The sequence below is a fragment of the Pelomonas baiyunensis genome, assembly GCF_043555935.1.
In the GTDB taxonomy this organism is placed as follows: Bacteria; Pseudomonadota; Gammaproteobacteria; order Burkholderiales; family Burkholderiaceae_C; genus Pelomonas; species Pelomonas baiyunensis.
In genome coordinates, this window is sequence record NZ_JBIGIB010000002.1 from 473,381 (window position 1) to 497,302 (window position 23,922).

Genomic DNA, 23,922 nt, shown 5'->3' on the forward strand with positions numbered 1-23,922 from the left:
ATCCATGCCGACCGCGTACTTCAATCCCCCCGAATGCCGACGCCATGACATGGGCGCCGGGCATCCCGAATGCCCCGAGCGCCTGTCGGCGATCGATGACTGGCTCATCACCACCGGGCTGAACACCGCCCTGCAGCACGAAGACGCCCAGCCGGCCGACCTGAAGGACGTGGAGTTGGCCCACACCCACGGCTATGTGGCCGAGATTGGTGCCGTGCTGCGCCGCTGTGCCGAGCAAGGCGAGCGCTGCGCGGTGGACCCAGACACCTCGGCCAACCCGCACACCTGGGCCGCCGCGCTGCATGCGGCAGGCGCTGCGGTGCGGGCGACGGACCTGGTGATCGACGGCGGCGCGGACAACGCCTTTTGCTCGGTGCGCCCGCCGGGCCACCACGCCACGCGCGACCAGAGCATGGGCTTTTGCTTCTTCAACAACGTGGCGATTGCGGCGCGGCATGCACTGGATCGGCGCGGCATCGACCGCGTGGCCATCGTCGACTTTGACGTGCACCATGGCAACGGCACGGAAGACATCATTGCGGGCGACGACCGCGTGCTGATGGTGAGCCTGTTCCAGGACCCGCTCTACCCCTACAGCGGCGCCGTGCCCAAGGGCACGAACATGGTGAACGTGCCGATTCCGCCGTACACGCAGGGCGGCGAGGTGCGGGAGATCGTGGAAGCCATGTGGCTGCCGGCTCTCGAGCGATTCAAGCCGCAGATGATCTTCATCTCGGCCGGGTTCGATGCCCACCGCGATGACGACCTCGGCCAACTGGGGCTGGTGGAGGCCGACTACGAGTGGATCACGCTCAAGCTCAAGGATGTGGCGGCCCGCCATGCCAAGGGGCGCATCGTGTCGGTGCTGGAGGGGGGCTACAACACCCAGGCACTGGCGCGCAGCGTGGCGGCGCACCTGCGCGCGTTGGCGGACCTCTGAACGGGCCGGCCCCCGCGCCATCGCTGCCCTCGTTTTTTCTTGAACTGCTGTTTTTGCCCGCCGGACAACCCGGGCGGGCCTGTCGATGAACGCCATGCACCAACCTTTGAGCCTGAATGAACTGCAGGCCTTGCTGACCCGCGTGTTCAGCCCCGACGCCCTGGCGGAGTGGCTGCTGCTGCTGACCTGCCTGCTGCTGGCGGGCGCGTTCAGCTGGGCGATGTCGCGCGCCGCCACACGGCGCGACAACAGCGTGCTGTTCGGCAACGGCGTCGTGGACGGCGCCTTGTTCCCCCTGCTGGCGCTGGCCCTGGCGGTGGGCGCGCGGCGCCTGCTGCCGCTGTGGGGGCTGCAGCCGGCGCTCTTCAAGCTGGCGCTGCCGGTGCTAGTGTCGCTGGCGGCCATTCGCGTGATTGCGCGGGTGCTGGCGGCGGCGTGGCCCGATTCGGCCCCCATCCGGTTGGTGGAGCGCATCGGCTCCTGGCTGGCGTGGATCGGGGCGGTGCTGTGGGTGACGGGCTTGCTGCCGGTCATCATGGACGAGCTCGACGACATCGGCTGGAAGTTCGGCGCAGTCAAGCTCACGCTGCGCAACCTGATCGAAGGCGGGCTGACCGCGGCCTTCGTGCTGGTGGTGGCCTTGTGGATTTCAGCAGCCATCGAGGCGCGGCTGATGCGGCGCGAGACGATGGACCTGTCCAGCCGCAAGATCGCAGCCAGCGTGATCCGCTCGCTGCTGTTGCTGGTGGGGGTGCTGATTGCCCTGTCGGCCGCGGGCATCGACCTCACCGCGCTGGGCGTGCTGGGTGGCGCCTTGGGCGTGGGGCTGGGCTTTGGCTTGCAGAAGCTCGCCGCCAACTACGTCAGCGGCTTCGTGATCCTGGCCGAGCGCAGCCTGCGCATCGGTGACATGGTGAAGGTGGACGGCTTCGAGGGCCGGGTGTCCGACATCAAAACCCGCTACACCGTGATCCGCTCGCTCGGCGGCAAAGAGGCCATCGTGCCCAACGAGATCCTGATCACGCAACGGGTCGAGAACTCGTCTCTGGCCGACCCGCGGGTGTTGCTGTCCACCGTCGTGCAGGTGGAGTACGACTGCGATGTGCAGGCCGTGATGGCCGCGCTGGTGGCCGCCGTGGGCGAGGTGCCGCGTGTGCTGCCCGACCCCGGGCCCTCAGCCCAGCTGAGCCGGTTCGCGGACAGTGGCCTGGAGTTGACCGTGTACTTCTGGATCGGCGACCCCGAGAACGGCAGTGGGGGCGTGCGGTCGGATGTGAACCTCGCCGTGCTGCGCACGCTGCAGGGCCTGGGCGTGGACATTCCGTACCCGCAGCAGGTGCAGCGCCAGCCCAAGGGCACACCGCCTGCAACGACTTGAGCGGCAGGCCCCGCGTGTCAGGCGGCGGGGCCTTGCGGTTCAGAAGTCGGCGTCCAGCACCACGCGGTAGCGCGCCTTGCCACTGCGCAGGTGGTCGATCGCGTCGTTGACGCGGCTCATCGGGAAACGCTCCACCTGCGGCAGGATCTGGTGCCGCGCGCTGAACTCCAGCATCGTGGCCAGCACCGATGGCGGCGGCGTGGGCGAGGCCGACAGGCCTTTTTGCCAGCTCAGCAGCCCACCGCTCTTGAGCGCCATGGCCTCGGTCACCACGCCCACCAGGTGCATGCGGCCCTTGGGGGCCAGGGTGGCGATCAGGGCGTCCCAGTTCAAAGCGGCGCCCACGGTGATGAGCAGGAAATCCAGGCTGCCGGCGGCGGCTTTCAGCTCGGCCTTGTCCACGCTGGACACGGTTTTGTGCGCGCCCAGCGCCAGCGCCTCGTCGCGCTTGCTGGCCGACGAGGTGAAGGCCGTGACTTCACAGCCCCAGGCCCGCGCGAACTTGACGGCCATGTGGCCCAGGCCGCCAATGCCCACCACGCCCACGCGGTCGGTCGGTTGGATGGCGTGCAGCACAAAGGGCAGGAACACGGTGCCGCCGCCGCACATCAGCGGGCCGGCGGCGGCCGGGTCCAGCGCGTCGGGAATGGGCACGGCCCAACTCCAGTGCGCGCGCAGCCGGTCGGCAAAGCCGCCGTGGCGGCCGATCAGCGTGGGCTGGCGCTTGCCGCACAGGTGCTGCTCGCCGCCCAGGCAGAAGTTGCAGTGCGTGCAGCTGCTGCTGTGCCAACCCACACCCACGCGCTGGCCCAACTGGCGGCCCTTGGCCCGGGGGCCCAGCGCGGTGATGCGGCCCACCACCTCATGCCCCGGCACGACCGGGTAGCTGGCAGGGAACCACTCGCTGTCGATCATGGCGAGGTCCGAGTGGCAGATGCCGCAGTGCTCGACCGTGATCTCGACGTCTTCATCGCCCAGCGGGCCGGCGTCGAACTCGAAGGCTTGCAGCGGGCCACCGGCGGTGTGGGCGGCGTAGGCGCGGAAGTGGGTCATGGGCGGTCCTTGAGGTGTGGACTTACTGTAGCGAGTGCGCCTTGAAAAACTGCCAGATGGTGGCGGTGGCGTCGAGTTCATGGTGCGGCCAGATGTGGCCCAGGCCGTTGACGCGCAGCAGGCGCACATCCGATCCGGCCGCGCACGCCCCGTAGCGAATGGTGTGCACGCCGCCCGCCGGTGGGTCTTGCACCAGCTTTGGCTGGCAGCGGTTGTGCGCGGCCCAGCCGGCCAGGGCCTCGGCCACGCTCTCCACCCACTCGGCACCGCGGTCGCCGTGGCCCTCGTAGGGGTTGGTCAGGTCGGCCAGCCCGTGGATGGTGAGCACCGGCACGGCGCGACCCGGGCAGGGGCCGAACCAGCGCAGGCCGCCCACCGGCCCAATGGCCGCGATGCGGTCGTTCAGCCGGCAGCCCAGCAGCGACGACATGCGCCCGCCGCCCGAGAAGCCCGTGGCGTAGACGCGGCTGCGCTGGATGCACACGCGGGCGGCGAGGTGCTCGATGACGTCGGCCACGTACTGCACATCGTCGCCTCGCCAGGTGGCCACCGGCACGTTCCAGCGCGAGTCTTCGCCCTGCAGCGTGGCCACCACGAACCCTTCGCGGGCTGCCAGGGTTTCAAAGCCGGTTTCGCGGGCGCGACCGGTGGTGTTGCCGCCGGTGCCGTGCAGGTCGAACACCACGGGCAGCGCGGCTTGGCCTTGCGTAATGGCTGGAGTAATGGCTGGAGTAATGGCTGGAACGAACAGGCGGTAGACCCGCTTGCGCCCGCCGGACACCAACTCACGCAGCTCGCCGTTGACGGGCGTGAGCGTGCAGGCCGAGGCTTGTGGGGCCTCCTGGGTCTGCGCTGGGGCCTGGGCTTCGGCCAGCGGGGCGAGGGTGATCAGCAGCAGGTTCAGCACCCACAGGCGCAGGGCGGTGAGCATGGTGCGGTCAAACATCCTGGGCGTAGATGAGAAAGCCTTGGTGCTGGGCGACGCGGTCGTACAGGGCTCGGGCGGTGATGTTGGTGGTGTGGGTTTGCCAGTACACGCGCTTCACGCCGGCCGCGCGAGCGGCGGCGTCCACCGCTTCGATCAGCGCTCGGCCCACGCCGCGGCCACGGGCCTCGGGCGTGGTGAACAAGTCCTGCAAGTAGCAGGTGGGTTCGATGCGCGTGGTGCTGCGGTGGAACAGGTAGTGAACCAGGCCCAGCAGGGCGCCGTTTGCGCCTTCAGCCACCAAGGCGTAGACGGGCTCGGCCGGGTCGAAGAAGCGGCCCCACGTGGTTTCCGTGACGGCGGCGGGCAGGGCGGTGTCGCCCGCGCGGCCGTAGAAGGCGTTGTAGCCGTCCCAAAGGGGTTGCCAAGCGGCGCGGTCGGCCGGCAGTACGGCTCGGACGTGGATCATGGGTCGGGCGTCTCCGTGAAAAGTTCGCCGCATTGTTTCCGATGCCGAGGCGCACGCGGCGCGTCACAAGTCTGCACGCTTCTCCACACTTCGCTCATGTTCAGCGGGCACGATGGGCCGGTGTGTGTTGAACCGGAGCCCTGAATGAAGACACCCCTGTGGATGTGCAGTTTGTTGCTGGCGACCCTGGCCGCCAGCGCCCAACCGCCGGGAGGCCCGCCGCCCGGGGGCGGAGGAGAAGGCGGTGGCGCGAAGGGCGAGCGCCGAGGCCCGCCGCCGGAGGCGCTGGCCGCGTGCAAGACGGCCAAGTCCGGAGCCGATTGCAGCTTCTCTCACGAGAGCCGCACGGTGAAAGGCAGTTGCTGGGCGCCGGAGGGGCGCCCGCTGGCCTGCCGGCCCAAGGATGCGCCGCCGCCCCCGCCGGCCGGTGCTTCGGCACCACCGCCGCCGCGCTGAGGCGGCCTGACCGCCGCCCGACGGCCGCCGGGCCGGTTCGGCGCGTCAGCCCGCCGTGACGGGAATGGACACGGCCTTGCCGGAGGCGATGCGGGCCTTCCAGTCTGCCGGGCCGGTGATGTGGGCGCTGGTGCCGCTGGCGTCCACCGCCACCGTCACCGGCATGTCCACCACGTCGAACTCGTAGATGGCTTCCATGCCCAGGTCGGCAAAGCCCACGACCTTGGCGCCCTTGATCGCCTTGCTGACCAGGTAGGCGGCGCCGCCCACGGCCATCAGGTAGGCGCTCTTGTGGTTCTTGATCGACTCGATGGCCACCGGGCCGCGCTCGGCCTTGCCCACCATGGCGATGAGGCCGGTCTTTGCCAGCATCATGTCGGTGAACTTGTCCATGCGCGTGGCCGTGGTCGGGCCGGCCGGGCCCACGACTTCATCGCGCACCGGGTCCACCGGGCCGACGTAGTAGATGACGCGGTTGGTGAAGTCCACGGGCAGTGGTTCGCCCTTGGCCAGCATGTCCTGGATGCGCTTGTGCGCAGCGTCGCGGCCGGTCAGCATCTTGCCGTTCAGCAGCAGGGTGTCGCCGGGCTTCCAGTTGGCGACTTCAGCCGGCGTGAGCGTGTTCAGGTCGACGCGCTTGCTCTTGTTGTAGTCGGGCGCCCAGTTCACGTCGGGCCACAGGTCCAGGCTCGGCGGCTCGATGTAGCTGGGGCCGCTGCCGTCCAGCACGAAGTGCGCGTGGCGCGTGGCCGCGCAGTTCGGGATCATCGCGATGGGCTTGCTGGCCGCGTGCGTGGGGAAGGTCTTGATCTTCACGTCCAGCACCGTGGTCAGGCCGCCCAGGCCTTGCGCGCCAATGCCCAGGGCGTTGACCTTCTCGTACAGCTCGATGCGCAGCTCTTCGAGCTTGTTCTGCGGGCCGCGCTGCAGCAGCTCGTACATGTCGATGTCTTCCATCAGCGCCTGCTTGGCCAGCAAGGCGGCCTTCTCGGCCGTGCCGCCGACGCCGATGCCCAGCATGCCCGGCGGGCACCAGCCAGCGCCCATGGTGGGCACGGTCTTCAGCACCCAGTCGACGATGTCATCGCTGGGGTTGAGCATGTAGACCTTGCTCTTGTTCTCGGAGCCACCGCCCTTGGCCGCGACGATGACGTCCACCGTGTTGCCGGGCACCACCTCCATCTGCACGACGGCGGGCGTGTTGTCCTTGGTGTTCTTGCGGGCAAAGATGGGGTCGTCCAACACCGACGCGCGCAGCTTGTTGTCGGGGTTCAGGTAACCCTGGCGCACGCCTTCGTTGATGGCGTCTTCGATGCTGCCGGCAAAGCCTTCCCAGCGCACATCCATGCCGATCTTCAGGAAGACGTTGACGATGCCGGTGTCCTGGCAGATGGGGCGCTTGCCTTCAGCGCACATGCGGCTGTTGGTCAGGATCTGCGCGATGGCGTCCTTGGCCGCCGGGCTTTGCTCGCTTTCATACGCTCGGGCGAGGTGGGCGATGTAGTCGGCCGGGTGGTAGTAGCTGATGTATTGCAGCGCCGCGGCGACGCTGTCGACCAGATCTTGGTAGCGGATGGTGGTGGACATGGGGGCTCCAGGGTTCGGGGTTCAGTGCGCGTCGTGCTTGTCGGGCGCGGGCAGCAGTCGGTCGGTGTAGGCGATGGCCATGGCCGACAGCAGGAAGGCGACGTGGATCAGGGTCTGCCACATCAGGGTCTTCTCGGTGTAGTTGTCGGCGTTGATGAAGGTCTTGAGCAGGTGGATGGAGCTGATGCCGATGATGGCCGTGGCGAGCTTGACCTTCAGCACCGACGCGTTCACGTGGCTCAGCCACTCGGGCTGGTCGGGGTGGCCGTCCAGGTCCATGCGGGACACAAAGGTCTCGTATCCGCCCACGATCACCATGATCAACAGGTTGGAGATCATGACGACGTCGATCAGGCCCAGCACCACCAGCATCAGGATGGTCTCGTTGAGCTTGGCGATGGGCTCATAGCCGATCACGTTCACGCCGGCGGCGTCCTTGATCGCCGCACTCTTGTAGCCAATGCTCTTCACGAGCAGTTCCAGCGCATGCTGGTCGCCCAGGGCGGCTTCGATCAGGTGCACCAGCTCCGTCCAGAACTGAAACACGTACACCGCCTGCGCCAGGATCAACCCCAGGTACAGCGGCAACTGCAGCCAGCGGCTGGCGAAGATCAGGCGGGGCAGGGGACGCAGTTGGGGATCAGGGCGCATGGGCAACTTCAAGGTGAAAGCAGCTGAAATTCTAGGGGCGCCGTTCGTGACAAAGTCGTCAGGGCATCGTCAGTCGACCCCCGCACAGTCCGCCGCAAGCACTTTCAGGAGACTGTTTCATGAGCACGCTGAACACCTACGCACCCAGCCCGGAATGGGTGGCCCAGGCCCACGTCAAGGGCGAGGCCGGCTACCAGGCGCTGGTGGCGGAGGCCGAGAAGGACTACGCCGGTTACTGGGCTCGTCTGGCCCGTGAACTGATCACCTGGCAGACGCCTTTCACCAAAACGCTGAACGACAGCGAGGCGCCGTTCTTCAAGTGGTTCGAAGACGGCAAGCTCAACGTGTCCTACAACTGCCTGGACCGCCATGTGGAGGCCGGCAAGGGCAGCAAGACGGCGCTGATCTTTGAAGCGGACGACGGCACCGTCACCCCCGTCACCTACGCCGAGCTGCTCGCCAAGGTGAGCCAGCTGGCCAACGCGCTGAAGGCCCGCGGCATTCAGAAGGGCGACCGCGTCGTCATCTACATGCCGATGTCGGTCGAGGGTGTGGTGGCCATGCAGGCCTGCGCGCGCATCGGCGCCACGCATTCGGTCGTGTTCGGCGGCTTCTCCGCGCAGAGCCTGCGCGACCGCGTGCAAGACGCCGGTGCCGTGGCGCTGATCTGCGCGGACGAGCAATGCCGCGGCGGCAAGGCGTTGCCCCTCAAGGCCATCGTGGACGAGGCATTGGCCGACAACAGCTGCCCCACGCTGAAGGACGTCATCGTCTACAAGCGCACCGGCGGCAACATCGGCTGGGTGGCTGGCCGCGACCTGTGGCTGCACGAGCTGACCGCCAGCCAGCCCGCGACTTGCGAGCCCGAGTGGGTGGAGGCGGAGCACCCGCTGTTCCTGCTGTATACCTCCGGCTCCACCGGCAAGCCCAAAGGCGTGCAGCACAGCAGCGGCGGGTACCTGCTGCACGCGGCGCTCACCACCAAGTGGACCTTCGACCTGAAGGACAACGATGTGTTCTGGTGCACGGCCGACATCGGCTGGGTCACGGGCCACAGCTACATCACCTACGGCCCGTTGGCGTTGGGCGGCACCGAGATCGTGTTCGAAGGCGTGCCGACCTACCCGGACGCTGGCCGCTTCTGGCAGATGATCCAGAAGCACAAGGTCACGATCTTCTACACGGCGCCCACCGCCATCCGTTCGCTCATCAAGGCGGCGGAATCGGACGACGCAGTGCACCCGAAGAGCTACGACCTGTCCTCGCTGCGGCTGCTCGGGTCGGTGGGCGAGCCCATCAACCCCGCCGCCTGGGAGTGGTACCACGAGCACGTGGGCGGACGCCGCTGCCCCATCGTCGACACCTTCTGGCAGACCGAAACCGGCGGCCACATGATCACGCCGCTGCCCGGCGTGACCAATCTCGTGCCGGGTTCTTGCACGCTGCCCTTCCCGGGCATCACGGCGGCCATCGTGGACGAAACGGGCAACGACGTCCCCAACGGGCAGGGCGGCATCCTGGTCGTCAAGAAGCCGTGGCCCAGCATGATCCGCACGATCTGGGGTGACCCGGAGCGCTTCAAGAAGAGCTACTACCCGGCGGAGCTCAAGGGCTACTACCTGGCGGGTGACGGCGCCATTCGCGACGCGGAAACGGGTTACTTCACCATCACCGGCCGCATTGATGATGTGCTGAACGTGTCCGGCCACCGCATGGGCACGATGGAAATCGAGTCGGCGCTGGTGAGTTGCACCGAGCTGGTGGCCGAGGCGGCGGTGGTCGGTCGTCCGGACGACACCACGGGCGAAGCGATTTGCGCGTTTGTCGTGCTGAAGCGTCCTCGCCCCAGCGGTGATGAAGCCAAGGCCATCGCCAAGCAACTGCGCGACCACGTGGCCAAGGAAATCGGTCCCATCGCCAAGCCCAAGGACATCCGCTTCGGCGACAACCTGCCCAAGACCCGCTCCGGCAAGATCATGCGGCGCTTGCTGCGTTCGGTCGCCAAGGGTGAGAGCGTCACGCAAGATACCTCGACGCTGGAAAACCCGGCGATCCTGGAGCAACTGGGCCAAGCGTACTGACCCCGCGCAGCGGCCTGCGCCGCGGGTGGCCCTGCGGCGCATGGCGCTGCAGGGCAACGCGGGTTCTTGCTCGGGGTTTTGCCGGCGATGACGGCGCGGCCCCTGGACGAATCTCGCCTCGTGCAAGTGGTGGGGGCAAAGAAAAAGGGCACTCTTTCGAGTGCCCTTTTCGCTATGCAGCGTGTCTTTAGACTGCCGACGACTTGCGGCGGCGCAGGCCGAACATGCCCAGCAGCGCGCCACCCACCAGGGCCAGCGATGCCGGCTCCGGCAGACGCTTGCCGCCGCAGTCCGCGCCCTTGACGGACGAGCAGGTCGTGCCTGTTACGCCGAACAGCTTGAAGTAGTCGTCGCCATTCGTCAGCGTTCCAGCATCGCGCGTTTGCGAGGCCGTGCTGGTGAAGGCCGAGTTGTAGGCGCTGATCAGCCACCAGCTGGAGCCCTTGTTGGAGCTGCCGCCCGCGCCCGATCCGTTGGCTTGGCTGGTGTTCACCACGTTGTAAATCGGCGTGGTGTCGACGGCCATGTCACCGTAGTTACCCACCAGTTCCCAGCCCGTCATGGACTTGGCGGTCTTGCCTTCCAGGCCCGTCGGGTTGCCAGCGCCGGTCCAGCGGAACAGCGACACGTCCACCGAAGAGCTGCTGTTGGTCCAGCCCAGGCCAATGCTGCTCAGGATGACGCTGCTGCTGAACTGCAGCAGCACGCCTTCGGTGTTCACCACGTTGTCGATGGCGTGATTCGGGGTGCCGCAGCCACCCGCGCCGTTGTCGTTCGTCGAGCACACACCCTGACCGGAACCGTTTTGGTTGGTCAGCGTGGCTGCTGCCCAGGTGGAAGCGCCAGAGGCCGCGCCGAAGTTGGCGTTTGTGGCGTAGAACGCAGCCAGTTGCACGGTGGCCGTGCTGGCGACGGCATCCTTGCTGGTGATCGTGGTCGTCCCGGCCGTGCCGATCGGCGTGATCGTCTGGTTCTCGAACGTCCAATTGGCCGAAGCTGCACCGGACAGGCACAGACCTGCGATCAGGGTGGCCCAGGGCGTTGCGCGGAAGGTCTTGACGGTCATGGTGTTGCGGGGATCAGAATTTGACTGGACGATCTGAAGCACTTTTCGTGCCATGGTGTGGATGCGCTTGCAAATCAGTGACTTGCCCTGGCATCCCCCTAAATCGTTGAAAAATTGTAAGGAGCGCCGACACCCGCGGCGATGCCTCGGGCCCCCTCACTTGAGTGAGGCTAGCAGTTTTTTTGCGTCGTCAACGCTGCTCAGGCTGCGCGGCGACTGCAATGCCGCCTCCAACTCCACGCGGGCTTCGGCCGGCCGCTGTGCGCGGGCGAGTGCCGCGCCGAGGTGATATCGGATTTCACCGTCATTAGGTGCCCGCAGGCGGGCATCGCGCAAAAACTGCAGCGCGCGGTCGACGTTGTTGCCCTGAACGAGGTGGGCCCAGCCAGCCGTGTCGAGGTAGGTGGCGTTGCGACTGTCAAGCTTCAGTGCGCGCTCTGCCGTGGCTACGGCCGCCGGGTCTTTCAGGGCGATCAGCACGTTGGCGAGGTTGTTAAGCGCGTCGGCCCGGTTGGGTTGCAGCTTGATCAGGGCTTCGTAATGGCGGCGCGCGGCGCCGAAGTCTTTGGCGCGCACATTCATTTCAGCCAGGCCACTCAACACGATGGCGTCGCCTGGCGAGCGCTTGAGCCAGGCGTCGCCCGCGTCAAGCGCCGGCTTGAGCTGGCCCTGGCTGGCCAGGGTCTTGATCCACTTGAGCAGGCTGGCGCCGGATTTCTCGAGGTCGTGCGCTTGTTTGAAGGCGTCGACCGCGGCCATGCCCTGGCCCCGTGCCAGCGCCACGTCGCCCAGCAGCGTGTAGCCCAGGGGATTCTTGGGTGCGTTCTGAATGATCTGCCGCACGCGCTTTTCGGCCTTGGCCGGATCTCCCTGCGAGAGCTCCACGCTGGCAAGCAAGCCTTGGGCGGGCAGCGACTCGGGCGTGCCGCTGAGGGCCTTGTCCAGGCTGTAGGCGGCGCCGGCGAGGTCGCTGACCAAGATCTGCTGACGCGCCACGTCGATGAGCTTCGGCGTGTCAAAGGCGGCGCGGCGCGATGCATTCGTGAGCGTGGCGCGGGCGCCGGCCGGGTCGCTGTTGGCGGCCTGGGCGGCGGCGTAGGCCTGCAAGGCTTCAACGTCGTCCGGCGTTTTGGCCAGCAGGGTCTTGGCCGCTTCCACCGCGCGTGCCGGCTGGCCTTGGCGAAGCAGCCAGGCCACGAGGGCGAAGTTGGGGCGCGTGTCTCGCGGGCCGCTGGCGGCGGCGCTTTCCTCCAGCCATTTCAGCGCGTCGTCGTTCTTGCCCCAGAGCTCGTTGACCAGCGCCAACTCGAACAAGAGGTTCACGTTGCGCGGCTCGGTGCGCAGCAGCGTGCGCAGGCGGCGGTCGGCCTCGGCGTGGCGGCCGGCGAGGGCATCCAGCCGGGCCAGGCCCAATTGGGCGTCCACCAGCTTCGGGTCCAGCTTGGCGACCTGTTCATAGGCGGCGCGGGCGCCGACGTAGTCTTTGGCCTGCGTCTTGGCAAAGGCCTGCACCATCAGCACGGTGGGGTTGCTGGGTTGCGCTTTGGCCAAGGTGTCGGCCGTGGCCAGGGCCTTGTCCAGCTGGTTGTTGCGCAGGTGCACGGTGACCAGGGCCAGGCCCGCCGCGGTTTGGCGGGGGTCGGCCTTGTAGGCGCGGGCCAGCTCGTCGGCGCCGGTGGGCGCGTTGCCACTCTGAAGCAGCGAAAGACCCAGCACCGTGCGGTACTGCGGCGAGTCTGCGGCTTTGAGGGCGTCTTGCATCAGCGCGGCGGCTTTGGCGTGCTTGCCCTGCCCCATGTAGGCCGAAGCGAGCATCAGCAGGGCCTGGCCGTCGCCCGGGCGGGCCTTGACGTAGCCTTCCAGCAAGTCGGCCGCGCGGCCGACGTTGGGCTCGGCCAAGGCAATCTGCGCGAGCAACTTGTTGAGCGGGTTGCCGGCCTGTTGCTTCACGGCCAGTTCCAGGTAGGGCTTGGCCTTTTCCAGCTCGCCCAGCGTGAAGTGCGCCAGGCCGTTGAGCATCAGGAACTGCGGGCGGAAGCGGATGTTGGCCACCGGCACCGGGTCCAGCAGGTCGGTGATCTTCTTGAGCGCCGCCTTCATGGCGACGGCATTTCCGGCTCGCTCGGCCAGCACGGCGCGCAGGTAGGTGCCGCGCGGGTCGTTGGGCTTGAGCTTTTGCAGTTCGTCGAGTTCGGCCGCGGCGTCGGTGTCGCGGCCCAGGTCGATCAGCAGGCCCGCGCGGGCCAGGCGCGTCTCGGCATGCTGGGGCTGCACTTTGACGGCTTTGTCGTACTGTGCCAGCGCCTGGGCGATGTCGTTCATCGCGTGGTAGACCGAGGCCTTTTGGTACAGGGCCTCCACGTTTTGCGCGTCCAGCTTCAGGGCCTGGTCGGCCGCGGCCATGGCTTCGGGGAACTGGCGGGCGCGCACGCGCAGCGGCACCTCGGCCACCCAGCTGCTGGCATCTTTGGGGTTGAGCGTGCGCGCCTCGGCGACGGTGGCCAGCGCGGTTTTGGCGTCGCCGGTGTCGGACTGCGCGACGGCGCGCTCCAGCAGCAGCGCTTGCTTGATGCCCACCGGCAGGCCGTTGGGCGCCAGGCGCGGGTCTTCGAGCATTTGGGGTTGCTTGCCCTGCGCCATGAGTGCGGCGGCCAGACCCAGGGCCACCTCGGCACGGTCCACGCCCAGGCGGATGGCTTCGGCAAACGCCACTTCAGCAGCGCCCGGCTCGCTGTTGGCCAGCAGCGCTTTGCCGAGCAGCACGTGAACCGACAGCTGGGTTTTGTCGGCCTGCAGGGCGTTCTTGAGCTGGATGATGGCCCCGCTGATGTCGCGCTTCTCGTAGCGCTGCAAGGCGTCTTCGTAGAACCGCGACGCCTTGGCCGCGTCTTGCGCCTGCGCCACCGGCGTGCCGGACATCAACAGGGCGGCCAGCAGGCCGGAGAGCAGGGCGGGGCGAGGGGTCATTGAGGCGGGCCGGCGGCAAACGAAGGGCGCCGGATTCTTGCAGATGGCCCCGCGCTGTGGGCGCCGGCCTCAGTAGCGCAGGTCAAGGGTCATGACGTCGTTCTCGCGGCGCATCTGAAATCGCGTCAAGAAGCTGTTGCCCAGCAGCACCTGCGGCATGGCACCGGGCACCACGATGGCCTCCACGTTGCGAAGTTCCACGTCGCCGATGCGGACGGTGGCCAGTTGCACGCCGTAAGCCGCTGCGATGCCATTCGCCGTTTGCGTGGCCACGCGGCGGCCGGTCTGGTACTTGAGCCCCAGGCGATCGGCCTCGCCTTGGCTGAGCGCGACGAACGTGGCGCCGGTGTCCACCATGAACTGTGTCGCCCGGCCGTTGATCGCGCCCGTGCTGGTGAAGTGGCCGCCTGAGCCCATGGGCAGCACGATCTGCCGGCCAGCCGTACTTGCATTGGGTGCCAGGCGGGCGGGGGCCGCGCCGAGCGTCAATTCAAGTCGCTGGCCGCCCAACTCGACCGTGGCACGGCCATCGTCCAGCGCCAGCAGCTTCACGCCTTGCGCGGAGCCGCCGACCTGCACCGTACGCGGCTCACCGTCGATCAGCAGCAGGGCGCTGCGCGCGCCCATCGTGCCTTGCAACTGCACACGGGTGGCAGACGCTTGCGCCAGCGCGCCGGTCCAGGGCGCGCATGCGGCGAGCAGCGCCAACGCAGCCAGTGGGCGGCGCAGCATCAGTCGCGGAAGTTGGTGTAGTTCAGCGGCGTGTCGGGGAAGGACTTGCGCAGGTGGTTGATGCCGGTCTGCAGATCGTCGCGGTTCTTGCCGGTCACGCGCACCACGTCGCCTTGGATGCTGGCTTGCACCTTGAGCTTGCTTTCCTTGATGGCCGTCACGATCTTCTTGGCCAGCGGCGCGTCGATGCCTTCCTTGATCTTGTAGACCTGGCGCACCTTGTCGCCGCCGAGCTTTTCGATCTTTTCCTGCTTGTCCAGGAAGCTGATCAGCACGTCTTGCTTGGTGAGCTTGCCGTACAGCACGGTCTCGATCTGTTCGAGTTGGAACTCGCTGTCGCCTGTGGCGTGGATTTCCTTGTCCTTCAGTTCGACCTTGGCACCGGTGCCTTTGAAGTCGAAGCGGGTGCCGATCTCTTTGATGGCGTTGTCCACCCCATTGCGGATTTTCACGTGGTCGGGTTCGAGGACGGCGTCAAAGCTGGGCATGGCAAATCTTGGGAGAGGTTGAATCAGCGAAAATTTTCCCATGCCCGCATCCCCGCTGTCCGCTGAGTCTTCAGCCCCCGACACCTCCGGCCTCGTCATCGAGGCTGGCGTGAACCTCAAGCCCTACAACACCTTCGGCCTGCCGGCCGTGGCGCAACGCCTGGTGCGCATCCGCGAAGCCGCCGATGTGCGGCGCGTGGTGGACCACCCCGAGCTGGGCCGTGCGCCCAAGTTCGTGCTCGGGGGCGGCAGCAACCTGGTGCTGACCCGGGACGTCGACGCCGTGGTGTTGAAAGTGGAAATTCAGGGCATCCGCTTGCTGGAGACCCGAGAGGACGCCTGGATCGTGGAGGCCGGTGCCGGCGTGGCCTGGCACGACCTGGTGTGCTGGACGCTGGACCATGGCTACCCCGGCTTGGAGAACATGGCGCTGATTCCCGGCACGGTGGGTGCTGCGCCGGTGCAAAACATTGGCGCCTACGGCATTGAAGTGAAGGACCGCCTGGAAGCGGTGGAGGTGATGGACCTCATCACTGGCCGGCCGGCGCTGTTGCCGGCCGATGTGTGCCGGTTCGGCTACCGCGACAGCGTGTTCAAGCACAGCGATTTCGGCGGGCTGGCGGGCAAGAGCGTCATCACCCGCGTGCGGTTCCGCCTGCCGCGGCCGTGGCAGCCGGTGCTGGGCTACCTGGAAATCGAGCGCAAGATGGCTGAAACGGGCATCACGCAGCCTGATGCGCGACAGATTTTTGACTGGATCGTGGCCGTGCGCCGGGCCAAGCTGCCGGACCCCAAGGTCATTGGCAACGCGGGCAGCTTCTTCAAGAATCCGGTGGTGTCGGCCGAGCAGTGCAAGGACATCATCGGCCGCGACCCGGGCATCGTGCACTACCCCATGCCGGACGGCAGCGTGAAGCTGGCGGCCGGCTGGATGATCGATGCCTGTGGCTGGAAGGGCAAAACGGTGGGGGGTGCTGCGGTGTACGACAAGCAGGCCCTGGTGCTGGTCAACAAGGCCGATGCGCGAGGAGCAGAAGTGGTGACGTTGGCTCGGGCGATTCAGGAAAGTGTCTACGGGCGGTTCGGCATCCGTTTGGAGCCGGAACCGGTGGTGCTGTGATGCTGCGCCGGCGAACCCTGCTGGCCGTGTTGGGCGCAGCCGGGGCGCCGGCGTGGGCGCTGGAGCCCTTGCTGGCCCGCAATGCGCCAGCCCGATTGGACCCGCGGCCTTACCTCGTCAGCGAAAAGCTCGACGGCGTGCGGGCGCTGTGGGACGGGCAGCGGCTCACGTTCCGCAGCGGGCGCCCGGTGTCGGCGCCGGCGTGGTTCCTGGCCGCACTCCCCCAGGAGGCGCTGGACGGCGAGTTGTGGATGGGGCGCCGCAGTTTCGATGCGCTGTCGGCCGCCGTGCGGCGTCAGGAGCCAGTGGACGCGGAATGGCGGCAGATTCGCTACTGCGTATTTGAACTGCCAGCGGGCGCAGGGCGGTTCGAGGAGCGCGCCACACGGTTGCAGACGTTCGCCAATGCCGTGATCCAGCCGGTTCAGCACCTGAGGCTGGATTCACCCGCCGCCTTGCAGGCGCACCTGCAAGCCATGGTGGCGCAGGGGGGAGAAGGCCTGATGCTGCACCACGCCGACGCGCCGCTGGCCACCGGCCGCAGCGATTGGTTGCTCAAGTTGAAACCTCAGGCGGATGCTGAGGCGACCGTGGTGGGGGTGGAACCGGGCCAGGGGCGCCTGGCCGGACTCATGGGCGCTTTGCTGGTGGAAACGCCGGAAGGCGTGCGGTTCCGGCTGGGCACCGGGTTCAGCGACGCGCTTCGCCGCAACCCGCCGGCGGTGGGCAGCCGGGTCACCTACCGCTACCGCGACGTCACACCGGCCGGCAAACCGCGGTTCGCGAGTTTCCTGCGCGTGGCCGACGATTTCTGACGGAACGCCGCGCTGGGCGCGGCGCCTGACTCACAGCCAGCGCAGCAGGCGTTCCAGCCAGCGGGGCAGCGGCGGGTTGGGGATGTAGTTCTGGCGGTACTGGCTGTGCATGGCAGGGCTCCTCAACGAATACTGTGCATTTATACAGTATTTGCTTCTGGTCTGCCAAGTGCCTGTTTGCCGGTTGAACCCTTACTCCAGGCGCGGCAGGCCGCCGCCGGACAGCAGGCCGGTGCCGGTGTAGATGCCCAGCTTGCTGCGGGTGTCGGTGATGTCGAGGTTGCGCATGGTCAGCTGGCCGATGCGGTCGGCCGGGCTGAAGGGTGCGTCTTCCACCTTTTCCATGGACAGGCGCTCGGGCGCGTAGGTCAGATTGGGGCTCCGGGTGTCCAGCAGCGAGTAGTCGTTGCCACGTCGCAGTTCCAGGGCCACTTCGCCGGTCACGGCGCGGGCCACCCAGCGCTGGGCGGCTTCGCGCAGCATGATGGCTTGCGGGTCGAACCAGCGGCCTTGGTACAGCAGACGGCCGAGCTTCATGCCGTTGATGCGGTACTGCTCGATGGTGTCTTCGTTGTGGATGCCGGTGACCAGGCGCTCGTAGGCGATGTGCAGCAGTGCCAGGCCGGGGGCTTCGTAGATGCCGCGGCTCTTGGCTTCGATGATGCGGTTTTCGATCTGGTCGCTCATGCCCAGGCCGTGGCGGCCGCCAATCTTGTTGGCTTCGGCCAGCAGGGCCACCGGGTCACGGTACTCGACGCCGTTGAGCGCCACCGGCACGCCTTCTTCGAAGCGCACCGTCACCTCTTCGGCCTGGATGGCGACGTCTTCACGCCAGAACGCCACGCCCATGATGGGGTTCACGATCTTGATGCCGCTGTTCAGGTGCTCCAGGTCCTTGGCCTCGTGCGTGGCGCCCAGCATGTTGGAGTCGGTCGAGTAGGCCTTCTCGGCGCTCATCTTGTAGGCGAAGCCGTTGGCGGTCATGAAGGCCGACATCTCGGCGCGGCCGCCCAACTCGTCGATGAAGGTTTGGTCCAGCCAGGGCTTGTAGATCTTCAGCGACGGGTTGGTCAGCAGACCGTAGCGGTAGAAACGCTCGATGTCGTTGCCCTTGAAGGTCGAGCCGTCGCCCCAGATGTTCACGCCGTCGGCCTGCATGGCGGCCACCAGCATGGTGCCGGTCACGGCGCGGCCGATGGGCGTGGTGTTGAAGTAGGTCACGCCGGCCGTGCTGATGTGGAAGGCGCCGGCCTGCAGCGCGGCAATGCCTTCGTGCACCAGCTGGGCGCGGCAGTCCACCAGCACGGCTTTTTCAGCGCCGTACAGCATGGCCTTGCGCGGGATCTCGTCGTAGTCCGGCTCGTCGGGCTGGCCCAGGTTGGCCGTGTAGGCGTAGGGCAGGGCGCCCTTCTTCTTCATCCAGTGCAGCGCGGCCGAGGTGTCGAGGCCGCCGGAGAAGGCGATGCCGACCTTTTGGCCGACCGGAACGGATTGCAGGATGGTGGACATGGAGAGTCTCTTCTTCAGGCGAGGAGGGTTTGCCACTCGGGGTGGCGCTGGATGTAGAGGTGAACGTAGCTGCAGGCGGGCACGACCTTCAGGCCCTGATCGCGGGCCCAGACCAGGCCGGCCTGCACCAGCTGCGCGGCCAGGCCTTGACCGCGGTAGGCATCGGGCACGCCGGTTTGGGTGAAGGTGATGCGGTCACCGCCACGGTGGTAGTCCAGCACGCTGACCGGGGTGGTGGGCAGCGTGAAGCGCTGGCGATCCGGCTCGTGCTGCGGGGTCATGCGCTGGCGACCTTCAACGCGACCGGGTGGATCTCCACGTTGGCCGTGGCGGTGGACACGTAGACGCTGCCGTCCTGGATGCTGATCTGCAGCTGCATGCTGCGCTCGGCCAGTTGGGCCAGGGCTTGCGACTGGTCGGCCGGGATTTGCCAGACGGTCAGCTTGGGCGCGCGAGTGAGCTTGTTTTCCAGGTTGCGCCACCAGACATCGGTGCTGGATGCGAAGCTGTACACGCTGACGCGCTCGCTGCGGCCGTGGGCCTTCATCAGGCGGCGGTCGTCAGGCTGGCCGAGGTCGATCCAATGCACCACGTCGCCGGTGAGGTCCAGCTGCCAGAGGTCGGGTTCGTCCACGTCGGACAGGCCTTTGGTGAACTCCAGCCGGCCGCGCAGGTCGTCGGCCGGCACGTTCAGCGCGAACGCCAGCACGCGAATCATCAACCGCTCCTCGGTTTCGCTGGGGTGACAGGCGAGGGTGAGGTTGTGGTCGCCGTAGACATGGCGATCCATGTCGGCGATCTGCAGTTGGGCTTTGTAGATGGTGGCTTTGAGCGCCATGAAGCTGGGGAGACTGAGGGCAGCCCGCCATTATCGCGGTGAAGCCTCGTGGCATGATTCCGGCTTCAGCTTCTGAACCTTCGCAACCCCGCGTTGCGCGCTCGCCATGAAACGCATCCTCCTTCCGCTGGCCCTGGTTGTCGCCGTCTCCGCCCAGGCCCAGATTACGAACAACACCAAGGCCAAGGTCGACCCGAAGAACAACAAGGTCAGCAACCCGGTCGTTGAAAAGCCCAAGGTCAAGCTGATGTCGCGCGACGAACTGCGCGCCTGCCTGGACCAGCAAGACGCCAACAGCAAGGAAGCCGAAGCCATCAAGACCGACCAAGCGGCCTACAAGGCCAACGCGGACAAGCTCAAGGCCGAAAAGGGCACCTTGGAAGCCGCCGAAGGTGTGCTGGCCAAGCAAGTGGCGGATGTGAAGGCCGAGCGCGACGGCATCCTGAAGGCCCACGAAACCCTGACCGCCGAGGCCCCCAAGCTCGACAAGGCCGAGCTCAAGGCCCGCAACGAGGCCTATCAGGCCCGCGCTGCAGCCTTCGGCCCGATGGTGGACGCCCTCAAGGCGGCCGACGCCGAGCAGGGCGTGAAGCGCAAGGCGTTTGCCGAGAAGGTGGACGCGCTGGACGCGCAGTTCAAGGCCATCGAAGACCGCACGGAGAAGCACTTCGACGCCAGCGACAAGTGGAAGGCCGAGTGCCAGAACAAGCCGTACGACGAAAACGACGAAAAGGCCATCCGCAAGGAAAAGGCGGCCGCCGGCAAGTGATCGCGCCGCGCTGTTGACACCACGCACAGGGCCGCACCCCATCCCGGGGGCGGCCCTGAATTCTTTCTGGAGTTCCCATGAGCAATCCTTTGATGCAGCCCTGGACGGGCGCACACGGCCTGCCGCCGTTTGACGCCCTGCAGGCGGAGCACTTCGCACCCGCGTTCCAGGCCGCGCTGGCCCAGCACCTGGCCGAGATCGAGGCCATCGCCAGCCAGGCCGAGCCGCCGAGTTTTGACAACACCGTGGCTGCGCTGGACGCCTCGGGCCGTGCCCTGACGCAGCTGGAGCACCTGTTCTACACCCTAGCAGCTTCCGCCACGTCGCCCGCGCTGCAGGCGGCACAGCGCGAATTGGCCGGGCCGCTGGCCGCCCACAGCAGTGCGGTGTTCATGCACCAGGGCCTGTTCCGCCGGGTCGACAGCCTGTACCAGCAGCGCGCCGGCCTGGGGCTCACCGCCGAGCAAGTGCGACTGCTCGAGCGCATGCACCTGGACTTTCAACGCGCTGGCGCGCAACTGGCGCCGCAGGCCCGCGCCCGCTATGCCGAGGTGATGACCCAGCTGGCCAAGCTGAACACCCGCTTTGCCCAGAACGTGCTGGCGGCTGAAAGCGACTACCAGCTGCGCCTGACCGACGAGGCCGACCTGGCCGGCTTGCCCGACTTCGTGCGCGCCGCAGCGCGACAGGCGGCGTTGGACCGCGGGCTGGACGCCGGAGTGCATGTCATCACCTTGTCGCGCTCGCTGATCGTGCCCTTCCTCACCTTCAGCGCGCGGCGCGACCTGCGCGAGCAAGCCTGGCGTGCGTGGGTGGGCCGGGGCGACGACACCGGCGCCACCGACAACCGCGACATCTGCCGCGACATCCTGGCCCTGCGCGCCGAGCAAGCGCGCCTGCATGGTCATGCCTGTTATGCCGATTACGCACTGGAAGACACCATGGCCCGGAGCCAACAAGCCGTGTTGGGCCTGTTGGAGCGCGTGTGGCACCCCGCGCTGGCCGCCCAAGCGCGCGAGCGCGAAGCCGTGCAAGGCGCGATGGCGGCGGCCGGCGCCAACCACCCGCTGGAGGCGTGGGACTGGCGCTACTACGCCGAGCAGGCCCGCCGGGCCCGGTTCGATCTGGATGAAGCCGAGGTCAAGCCTTACTTCGCGCTCGAGCGCATGGTCGCCGCCATGTTCGACTGCGCCAGCCGACTCTTCGGCCTGCAGTTCAAGGCCCGGCCCGACATTGCCGGCTACCACCCGGATGTGCGCACCTACGAGGTGCTGAATGCCGACGGCTCGCTGCGCGGCCTCTTCATGCAAGACAACTTCGCCCGCCCCACCAAGCGCAGCGGGGCCTGGATGAACCCCTTGCGCAACCAGAGCCGCGCCCTCGGTGCCACGCCCATCATCCTCAACAACAACAACTTTGCGCGCGGTGCCGCGGGCGAGCCCACGCTGCTGAGCTTTGACGATGTGCGCACGCTGTTCCACGAGTTCGGTCACGGCTTGCACGGGCTGCTGAGCGATGTGGCGTACGAGCGCCTGGCGGGCACGCAGGTGCTGCGCGACTTCGTGGAGTTGCCCTCGCAGCTGTACGAGCACTGGATGGCCGAGCCCTCGGTGCTCAAGCAGTTTGCGCGGCACTGGCAGACCGACGAGCCCCTACCGGACGCGCTGCTGGCCAAGCTTCAGGCAGCACGCCAGTTCGGCCAGGGCTATGAAACGCTGCGCTACACCGCCAGTGCGCTGGTGGACTTGGCTGCGCACGCGTTGCCCGAGGCGCCGGCCGATGTGGTGGCCTTCGAGCGCGACACCCTGGCCACCTGGGGCCTGCCGGCCGAAGTGGGGATGAACCACCGGCTCACGCACTTCCAGCACCTGTTCAGCAGTGCGGGGTATGCGGCGGGCTACTACGTGTACCTGTGGGCCGAGGTGCTGGATTGCGACGCGTTCGATGCCTTTGTGGAGGCGGGCGACGCGTTCGACCCCGAGGTGGCCGCACGCCTGCGGGCGTGCATCCTGTCGGCCGGCAACAGCCGCGAGCCGGGAGAGGCGTTCCGGGCGTTCCGTGGGCGCGACCCGGTGGTGGAGCCCATGCTCAAGGACCGCGGGCTGCTGCTCAACTGACGCATTTGCAACCTGCCGCAAGGCAGAGCTTGCACTTTGCAAGATGGGGGATGGCGCGCGACGTCATCCGGTGTCACATGGGTCACGTTGAATCGATCCGTCGCCGGCCACCCGCGCTGGCGGCTTCATTCAGGGAGACGCCCATGTCAACGATCTTGTCTCGTGCCGGCCTCGTGGCGGCGGTCGCGTTCGGTGTGGCCGCCTGCGGTGGCGGCGGTTCCAGCAGCCCGGTCACGCCGGACAGCCCCGACCAAAACGTGCTCGGCCTCAGCGCCAGCAACTACCTGGCGGTCGGCCAGGCCAGCATGTCCAGTGCCTTCTACCTGGGCAATGCCAGCGGCTTGGTGAGTGGCAGCGCCAGTGGGCGTGTCGGGGGCGCCGGCGCGCTGCGCCACGCCCAGGCGGCTGGCCGACCCCAAGCCCTGGCCGTGGTGGGGCCGATCGCGGTGCCGTGCGACCAGGGTGGCAGCCTGTCCGTCACGTTCTCGGACCTGAACAACAACGGCGAGTTCGAGGTGGGAGACAGCCTGTCGCTCGATGCCGCCGCCTGCAAGCTCGACGGCGCGGTCACCCAAGGCCGGGTGGACCTGAGTCTGCAAAGCCTCACCGGGGTGTATGGCAGCCGCAGCTTCAGCGCAGGCCTGACGCTCAAGCTCACGGCCTTCGGGGTCAGCCAGGGCAGCAATTCCCTGCTGGGCGACGGCAGCCTGACGGCCAGCTTCAGCCAGACGGTGGCCGGCACGAGCGAATTCGGCCTGACGGTGCCGCGCTTGAGCTTGACCGGGCGTGTGGCCGGTCAGAGCTTCTCAACCACGCTGACCGATGTGCAGCTGAGCCTCAAGGAAGACACCGTCAACGGCAGTGCCCGCATCCGCTTCACCTACGGTGGTACCTTGCTGAGCAGCGTGTTCGACAACAAGCAGGTGCAGGTGTCCACGCCCCAGGAGCTGGTGATTCAGGGCTCGGATGACTACCCCAGCAGCGGCGTGTTGCTGGTGCGTGGTAAGGGCAACTCCACGCTGCGCATCACCGCGGTGAACGCGGTGCAGGCGCGGCTGGAACTGGACGCCGAAGGTGACGGCGTGTTCGAGGCCAGCGTGCTGAAGAACTGGGCTGACTTGCGCTGAGCTGCTCAGTAGCAGGCTCCACGGCGGCGGGCCGACCCGAGGCCGTGCCGCAGCGCCCGGGGCTTACTTCAACCCGCCGCTGAGGAATTGCTGCAGCCGCTCGCTTTGCGGGCGCAGCAGCATCTCCTTGGGGTTGCCTTCTTCCTCGACCCGGCCTTGGTGCAGGAACAGGCAGTGGTTGGACACCTCGCGGGCGAAGCCCATCTCGTGGGTGACGACGATCATCGTGCGCCCTTCGGCGGCCAGGTCGCGCATGACCTTGAGCACCTCGCCCACCAGTTCCGGGTCCAGGGCGGAGGTGGGTTCGTCGAACAGCATCACCTCGGGGTCAACGGCCAGGGCGCGGGCAATCGCCACGCGCTGCTGCTCGCCACCGGACAACTGCGCCGGGTACACCTGCGCGCGGTGTCCCACGCCCACGCGGGCCAGCAGGGCTTGCGCGCGTTCGATGGCTTCGGCTTTGGGCTTGCCCAGCACGTGCACCGGGGCTTCGATGACGTTCTCCAGCACCGTCATGTGGCCCCAGAGGTTGAAGTTCTGGAACACCATGGCCAGCCGGGCACGCCAGCGTTGCAGTTGCACCGCTTCGGCCGCCTTGAGGCTGCCATCGCGGTCGCGCACCAGCTTCAGGGCCTCGCCCCCCAGGCTCAGCGTGCCTTCGTTGGGCTGCTCCAGCAGGTTGAGGCAGCGCAAAAACGTGCTCTTGCCCGAGCCGGACGAACCGATCAGCGTGACGACATCGCCCCGGCGGGCCGACAGCGACAGCCCCTTGAGCACCTCGCGCTCACCAAAACGCTTGTGGATGCCATTGGCCTGCAGTTGAAACTCGCTCAT

General features: G+C 67.4%; 22 protein-coding genes. 9 read left to right on the forward strand and 13 right to left on the reverse strand.

Going from position 1 to position 23,922, the window contains the following annotated elements:
- Positions 1-4: 4 nt before the first annotated feature.
- Both ACG01O_RS08550 and ACG01O_RS08555 read left to right on the forward strand, forming a co-directional pair.
- Positions 5-940: a histone deacetylase family protein gene (locus ACG01O_RS08550; protein WP_394383521.1), complete on the forward strand. Its 936-nt coding sequence runs from the start codon at positions 5-7 to the stop codon at positions 938-940.
- 94 nt (positions 941-1,034) lie between these two features.
- Positions 1,035-2,318 (forward strand): mechanosensitive ion channel family protein, encoded by a 1,284-nt coding sequence (locus ACG01O_RS08555; RefSeq protein WP_394383523.1) that lies wholly within the window; start codon positions 1,035-1,037, stop codon positions 2,316-2,318.
- Positions 2,319-2,357: 39 nt separating this feature from the next.
- Here ACG01O_RS08555 and ahr read toward each other — a convergent pair whose 3' ends face one another.
- The 3 genes from ahr to ACG01O_RS08570 are packed head-to-tail and all read right to left on the reverse strand — an operon-like array spanning position 2,358 to position 4,765.
- Positions 2,358-3,371, reverse strand: a complete 1,014-nt coding sequence (ahr, locus tag ACG01O_RS08560; protein ID WP_394383525.1) for an NADPH-dependent aldehyde reductase Ahr — start codon at positions 3,369-3,371, stop codon at positions 2,358-2,360.
- Between the two features lie 22 nt (positions 3,372-3,393).
- The gene (locus ACG01O_RS08565; RefSeq protein ID WP_394383527.1) at positions 3,394-4,317 is read right to left on the reverse strand and encodes a CE1 family esterase; all 924 of its coding nucleotides are present in this window, start codon (positions 4,315-4,317) and stop codon (positions 3,394-3,396) included.
- Positions 4,310-4,765: a GNAT family N-acetyltransferase gene (locus ACG01O_RS08570; RefSeq protein WP_394383529.1), complete on the reverse strand. Its 456-nt coding sequence runs from the start codon at positions 4,763-4,765 to the stop codon at positions 4,310-4,312. Before ACG01O_RS08570 ends, ACG01O_RS08565 begins: the two co-directional genes overlap by 8 nt.
- Before the next feature lie 144 nt (positions 4,766-4,909).
- Here ACG01O_RS08570 and ACG01O_RS08575 point away from each other — a divergent pair, with 144 nt between their 5' ends.
- Positions 4,910-5,221, forward strand: coding sequence for a hypothetical protein (locus tag ACG01O_RS08575; protein WP_394383530.1), 312 nt, complete (start codon positions 4,910-4,912; stop codon positions 5,219-5,221).
- 45 nt (positions 5,222-5,266) lie between these two features.
- Here ACG01O_RS08575 and ACG01O_RS08580 read toward each other — a convergent pair whose 3' ends face one another.
- Positions 5,267-6,808: a fumarate hydratase gene (locus ACG01O_RS08580; protein ID WP_394383532.1), complete on the reverse strand. Its 1,542-nt coding sequence runs from the start codon at positions 6,806-6,808 to the stop codon at positions 5,267-5,269.
- Between the two features lie 21 nt (positions 6,809-6,829).
- Entirely contained in the window at positions 6,830-7,459 is a 630-nt protein-coding gene (locus tag ACG01O_RS08585; RefSeq protein WP_394383533.1) for a TIGR00645 family protein, read from the reverse strand.
- A 119-nt stretch (positions 7,460-7,578) separates the two neighbouring features.
- Between ACG01O_RS08585 and acs the strand changes: the two genes are divergently transcribed.
- Positions 7,579-9,540: an acetate--CoA ligase gene (gene acs, locus ACG01O_RS08590; RefSeq protein ID WP_394383535.1), complete on the forward strand. Its 1,962-nt coding sequence runs from the start codon at positions 7,579-7,581 to the stop codon at positions 9,538-9,540.
- Between the two features lie 187 nt (positions 9,541-9,727).
- Here the strand turns inward: acs and xdp1 are convergent, their stop codons facing one another.
- The 4 genes from xdp1 to ACG01O_RS08610 form a co-directional block, all read right to left on the reverse strand.
- Positions 9,728-10,606 carry an exosortase-dependent surface protein XDP1 gene (gene xdp1 / locus ACG01O_RS08595; protein WP_394383537.1) on the reverse strand — a complete coding sequence of 293 codons (879 nt, stop codon included), beginning with the start codon at positions 10,604-10,606 and terminating at the stop codon, positions 9,728-9,730.
- Between the two features lie 156 nt (positions 10,607-10,762).
- Complete coding sequence (prsT, locus tag ACG01O_RS08600) at positions 10,763-13,573, reverse strand: XrtA/PEP-CTERM system TPR-repeat protein PrsT (protein ID WP_394383539.1); 2,811 nt, start codon at positions 13,571-13,573, stop codon at positions 10,763-10,765.
- A 69-nt stretch (positions 13,574-13,642) separates the two neighbouring features.
- Positions 13,643-14,305 (reverse strand): retropepsin-like aspartic protease family protein, encoded by a 663-nt coding sequence (locus ACG01O_RS08605; protein ID WP_394383541.1) that lies wholly within the window; start codon positions 14,303-14,305, stop codon positions 13,643-13,645.
- Positions 14,305-14,793 carry a YajQ family cyclic di-GMP-binding protein gene (locus tag ACG01O_RS08610; protein ID WP_394383543.1) on the reverse strand — a complete coding sequence of 163 codons (489 nt, stop codon included), beginning with the start codon at positions 14,791-14,793 and terminating at the stop codon, positions 14,305-14,307. Before ACG01O_RS08610 ends, ACG01O_RS08605 begins: the two co-directional genes overlap by 1 nt.
- Positions 14,794-14,833: 40 nt before the next feature.
- Here ACG01O_RS08610 and murB point away from each other — a divergent pair, with 40 nt between their 5' ends.
- On the forward strand, positions 14,834-15,913 hold the full coding sequence (gene murB / locus ACG01O_RS08615; RefSeq protein ID WP_394383545.1) for a UDP-N-acetylmuramate dehydrogenase: 1,080 nt from the start codon (positions 14,834-14,836) through the stop codon (positions 15,911-15,913).
- Positions 15,913-16,728 carry a DNA ligase gene (locus tag ACG01O_RS08620; RefSeq protein WP_394383547.1) on the forward strand — a complete coding sequence of 272 codons (816 nt, stop codon included), beginning with the start codon at positions 15,913-15,915 and terminating at the stop codon, positions 16,726-16,728. The genes murB and ACG01O_RS08620 overlap by 1 nt, the downstream gene beginning before the upstream one ends.
- 192 nt (positions 16,729-16,920) lie before the next feature.
- Here the strand turns inward: ACG01O_RS08620 and argG are convergent, their stop codons facing one another.
- From argG to ACG01O_RS08635, 3 genes are read right to left on the reverse strand one after another with little or no spacing between them, the layout of a single operon-like run.
- Positions 16,921-18,237, reverse strand: coding sequence for an argininosuccinate synthase (argG, locus tag ACG01O_RS08625; RefSeq protein ID WP_394383549.1), 1,317 nt, complete (start codon positions 18,235-18,237; stop codon positions 16,921-16,923).
- Between the two features lie 14 nt (positions 18,238-18,251).
- Positions 18,252-18,518, reverse strand: a complete 267-nt coding sequence (locus ACG01O_RS08630) for a GNAT family N-acetyltransferase (RefSeq protein WP_394383551.1) — start codon at positions 18,516-18,518, stop codon at positions 18,252-18,254.
- Positions 18,515-19,075: a YaeQ family protein gene (locus ACG01O_RS08635; protein ID WP_394383553.1), complete on the reverse strand. Its 561-nt coding sequence runs from the start codon at positions 19,073-19,075 to the stop codon at positions 18,515-18,517. The genes ACG01O_RS08630 and ACG01O_RS08635 overlap by 4 nt, the downstream gene beginning before the upstream one ends.
- A gap of 106 nt (positions 19,076-19,181) precedes the next feature.
- Between ACG01O_RS08635 and ACG01O_RS08640 the strand changes: the two genes are divergently transcribed.
- The 3 genes from ACG01O_RS08640 (at position 19,182) to ACG01O_RS08650 (ending at position 23,088) form a co-directional block, all read left to right on the forward strand.
- Complete coding sequence (locus ACG01O_RS08640) at positions 19,182-19,844, forward strand: hypothetical protein (protein ID WP_394383555.1); 663 nt, start codon at positions 19,182-19,184, stop codon at positions 19,842-19,844.
- A gap of 77 nt (positions 19,845-19,921) precedes the next feature.
- Positions 19,922-21,961, forward strand: coding sequence for a M3 family metallopeptidase (locus ACG01O_RS08645; protein WP_394383556.1), 2,040 nt, complete (start codon positions 19,922-19,924; stop codon positions 21,959-21,961).
- A 143-nt stretch (positions 21,962-22,104) separates the two neighbouring features.
- Positions 22,105-23,088: a hypothetical protein gene (locus ACG01O_RS08650; protein WP_394383558.1), complete on the forward strand. Its 984-nt coding sequence runs from the start codon at positions 22,105-22,107 to the stop codon at positions 23,086-23,088.
- A 63-nt stretch (positions 23,089-23,151) separates the two neighbouring features.
- On the opposite strand, the gene ACG01O_RS08655 is transcribed toward ACG01O_RS08650, so the two are convergent.
- Positions 23,152-23,922 (reverse strand): ABC transporter ATP-binding protein, encoded by a 771-nt coding sequence (locus ACG01O_RS08655; RefSeq protein WP_394383560.1) that lies wholly within the window; start codon positions 23,920-23,922, stop codon positions 23,152-23,154.

What these genes read in the sequence shown, in the direction of transcription:
- ACG01O_RS08580 (WP_394383532.1), bottom strand. Translation starts at nt 6,808, where the DNA reads ATGTCCACCACCATCCGCTACCAAGATCTGGTCGACAGCGTCGCCGCG.
- acs (WP_394383535.1), top strand. Translation starts at nt 7,579, where the DNA reads ATGAGCACGCTGAACACCTACGCACCCAGCCCGGAATGGGTGGCCCAG.
- ACG01O_RS08610 (WP_394383543.1), bottom strand. Translation starts at nt 14,793, where the DNA reads ATGCCCAGCTTTGACGCCGTCCTCGAACCCGACCACGTGAAAATCCGC.
- ACG01O_RS08570 (WP_394383529.1), bottom strand. Translation starts at nt 4,765, where the DNA reads ATGATCCACGTCCGAGCCGTACTGCCGGCCGACCGCGCCGCTTGGCAA.
- ACG01O_RS08620 (WP_394383547.1), top strand. Translation starts at nt 15,913, where the DNA reads ATGCTGCGCCGGCGAACCCTGCTGGCCGTGTTGGGCGCAGCCGGGGCG.
- ahr (WP_394383525.1), bottom strand. Translation starts at nt 3,371, where the DNA reads ATGACCCACTTCCGCGCCTACGCCGCCCACACCGCCGGTGGCCCGCTG.
- ACG01O_RS08565 (WP_394383527.1), bottom strand. Translation starts at nt 4,317, where the DNA reads ATGTTTGACCGCACCATGCTCACCGCCCTGCGCCTGTGGGTGCTGAAC.
- xdp1 (WP_394383537.1), bottom strand. Translation starts at nt 10,606, where the DNA reads ATGACCGTCAAGACCTTCCGCGCAACGCCCTGGGCCACCCTGATCGCA.
- ACG01O_RS08640 (WP_394383555.1), top strand. Translation starts at nt 19,182, where the DNA reads ATGAAACGCATCCTCCTTCCGCTGGCCCTGGTTGTCGCCGTCTCCGCC.
- prsT (WP_394383539.1), bottom strand. Translation starts at nt 13,573, where the DNA reads ATGACCCCTCGCCCCGCCCTGCTCTCCGGCCTGCTGGCCGCCCTGTTG.
- ACG01O_RS08585 (WP_394383533.1), bottom strand. Translation starts at nt 7,459, where the DNA reads ATGCGCCCTGATCCCCAACTGCGTCCCCTGCCCCGCCTGATCTTCGCC.
- ACG01O_RS08650 (WP_394383558.1), top strand. Translation starts at nt 22,105, where the DNA reads ATGTCAACGATCTTGTCTCGTGCCGGCCTCGTGGCGGCGGTCGCGTTC.
- ACG01O_RS08605 (WP_394383541.1), bottom strand. Translation starts at nt 14,305, where the DNA reads ATGCTGCGCCGCCCACTGGCTGCGTTGGCGCTGCTCGCCGCATGCGCG.
- ACG01O_RS08550 (WP_394383521.1), top strand. Translation starts at nt 5, where the DNA reads ATGCCGACCGCGTACTTCAATCCCCCCGAATGCCGACGCCATGACATG.
- ACG01O_RS08635 (WP_394383553.1), bottom strand. Translation starts at nt 19,075, where the DNA reads ATGGCGCTCAAAGCCACCATCTACAAAGCCCAACTGCAGATCGCCGAC.
- ACG01O_RS08555 (WP_394383523.1), top strand. Translation starts at nt 1,035, where the DNA reads ATGCACCAACCTTTGAGCCTGAATGAACTGCAGGCCTTGCTGACCCGC.
- ACG01O_RS08645 (WP_394383556.1), top strand. Translation starts at nt 19,922, where the DNA reads ATGAGCAATCCTTTGATGCAGCCCTGGACGGGCGCACACGGCCTGCCG.
- ACG01O_RS08575 (WP_394383530.1), top strand. Translation starts at nt 4,910, where the DNA reads ATGAAGACACCCCTGTGGATGTGCAGTTTGTTGCTGGCGACCCTGGCC.
- argG (WP_394383549.1), bottom strand. Translation starts at nt 18,237, where the DNA reads ATGTCCACCATCCTGCAATCCGTTCCGGTCGGCCAAAAGGTCGGCATC.
- ACG01O_RS08630 (WP_394383551.1), bottom strand. Translation starts at nt 18,518, where the DNA reads ATGACCCCGCAGCACGAGCCGGATCGCCAGCGCTTCACGCTGCCCACC.
- ACG01O_RS08655 (WP_394383560.1), bottom strand. Translation starts at nt 23,922, where the DNA reads ATGAGCGAGTTTCAACTGCAGGCCAATGGCATCCACAAGCGTTTTGGT.
- murB (WP_394383545.1), top strand. Translation starts at nt 14,834, where the DNA reads ATGCCCGCATCCCCGCTGTCCGCTGAGTCTTCAGCCCCCGACACCTCC.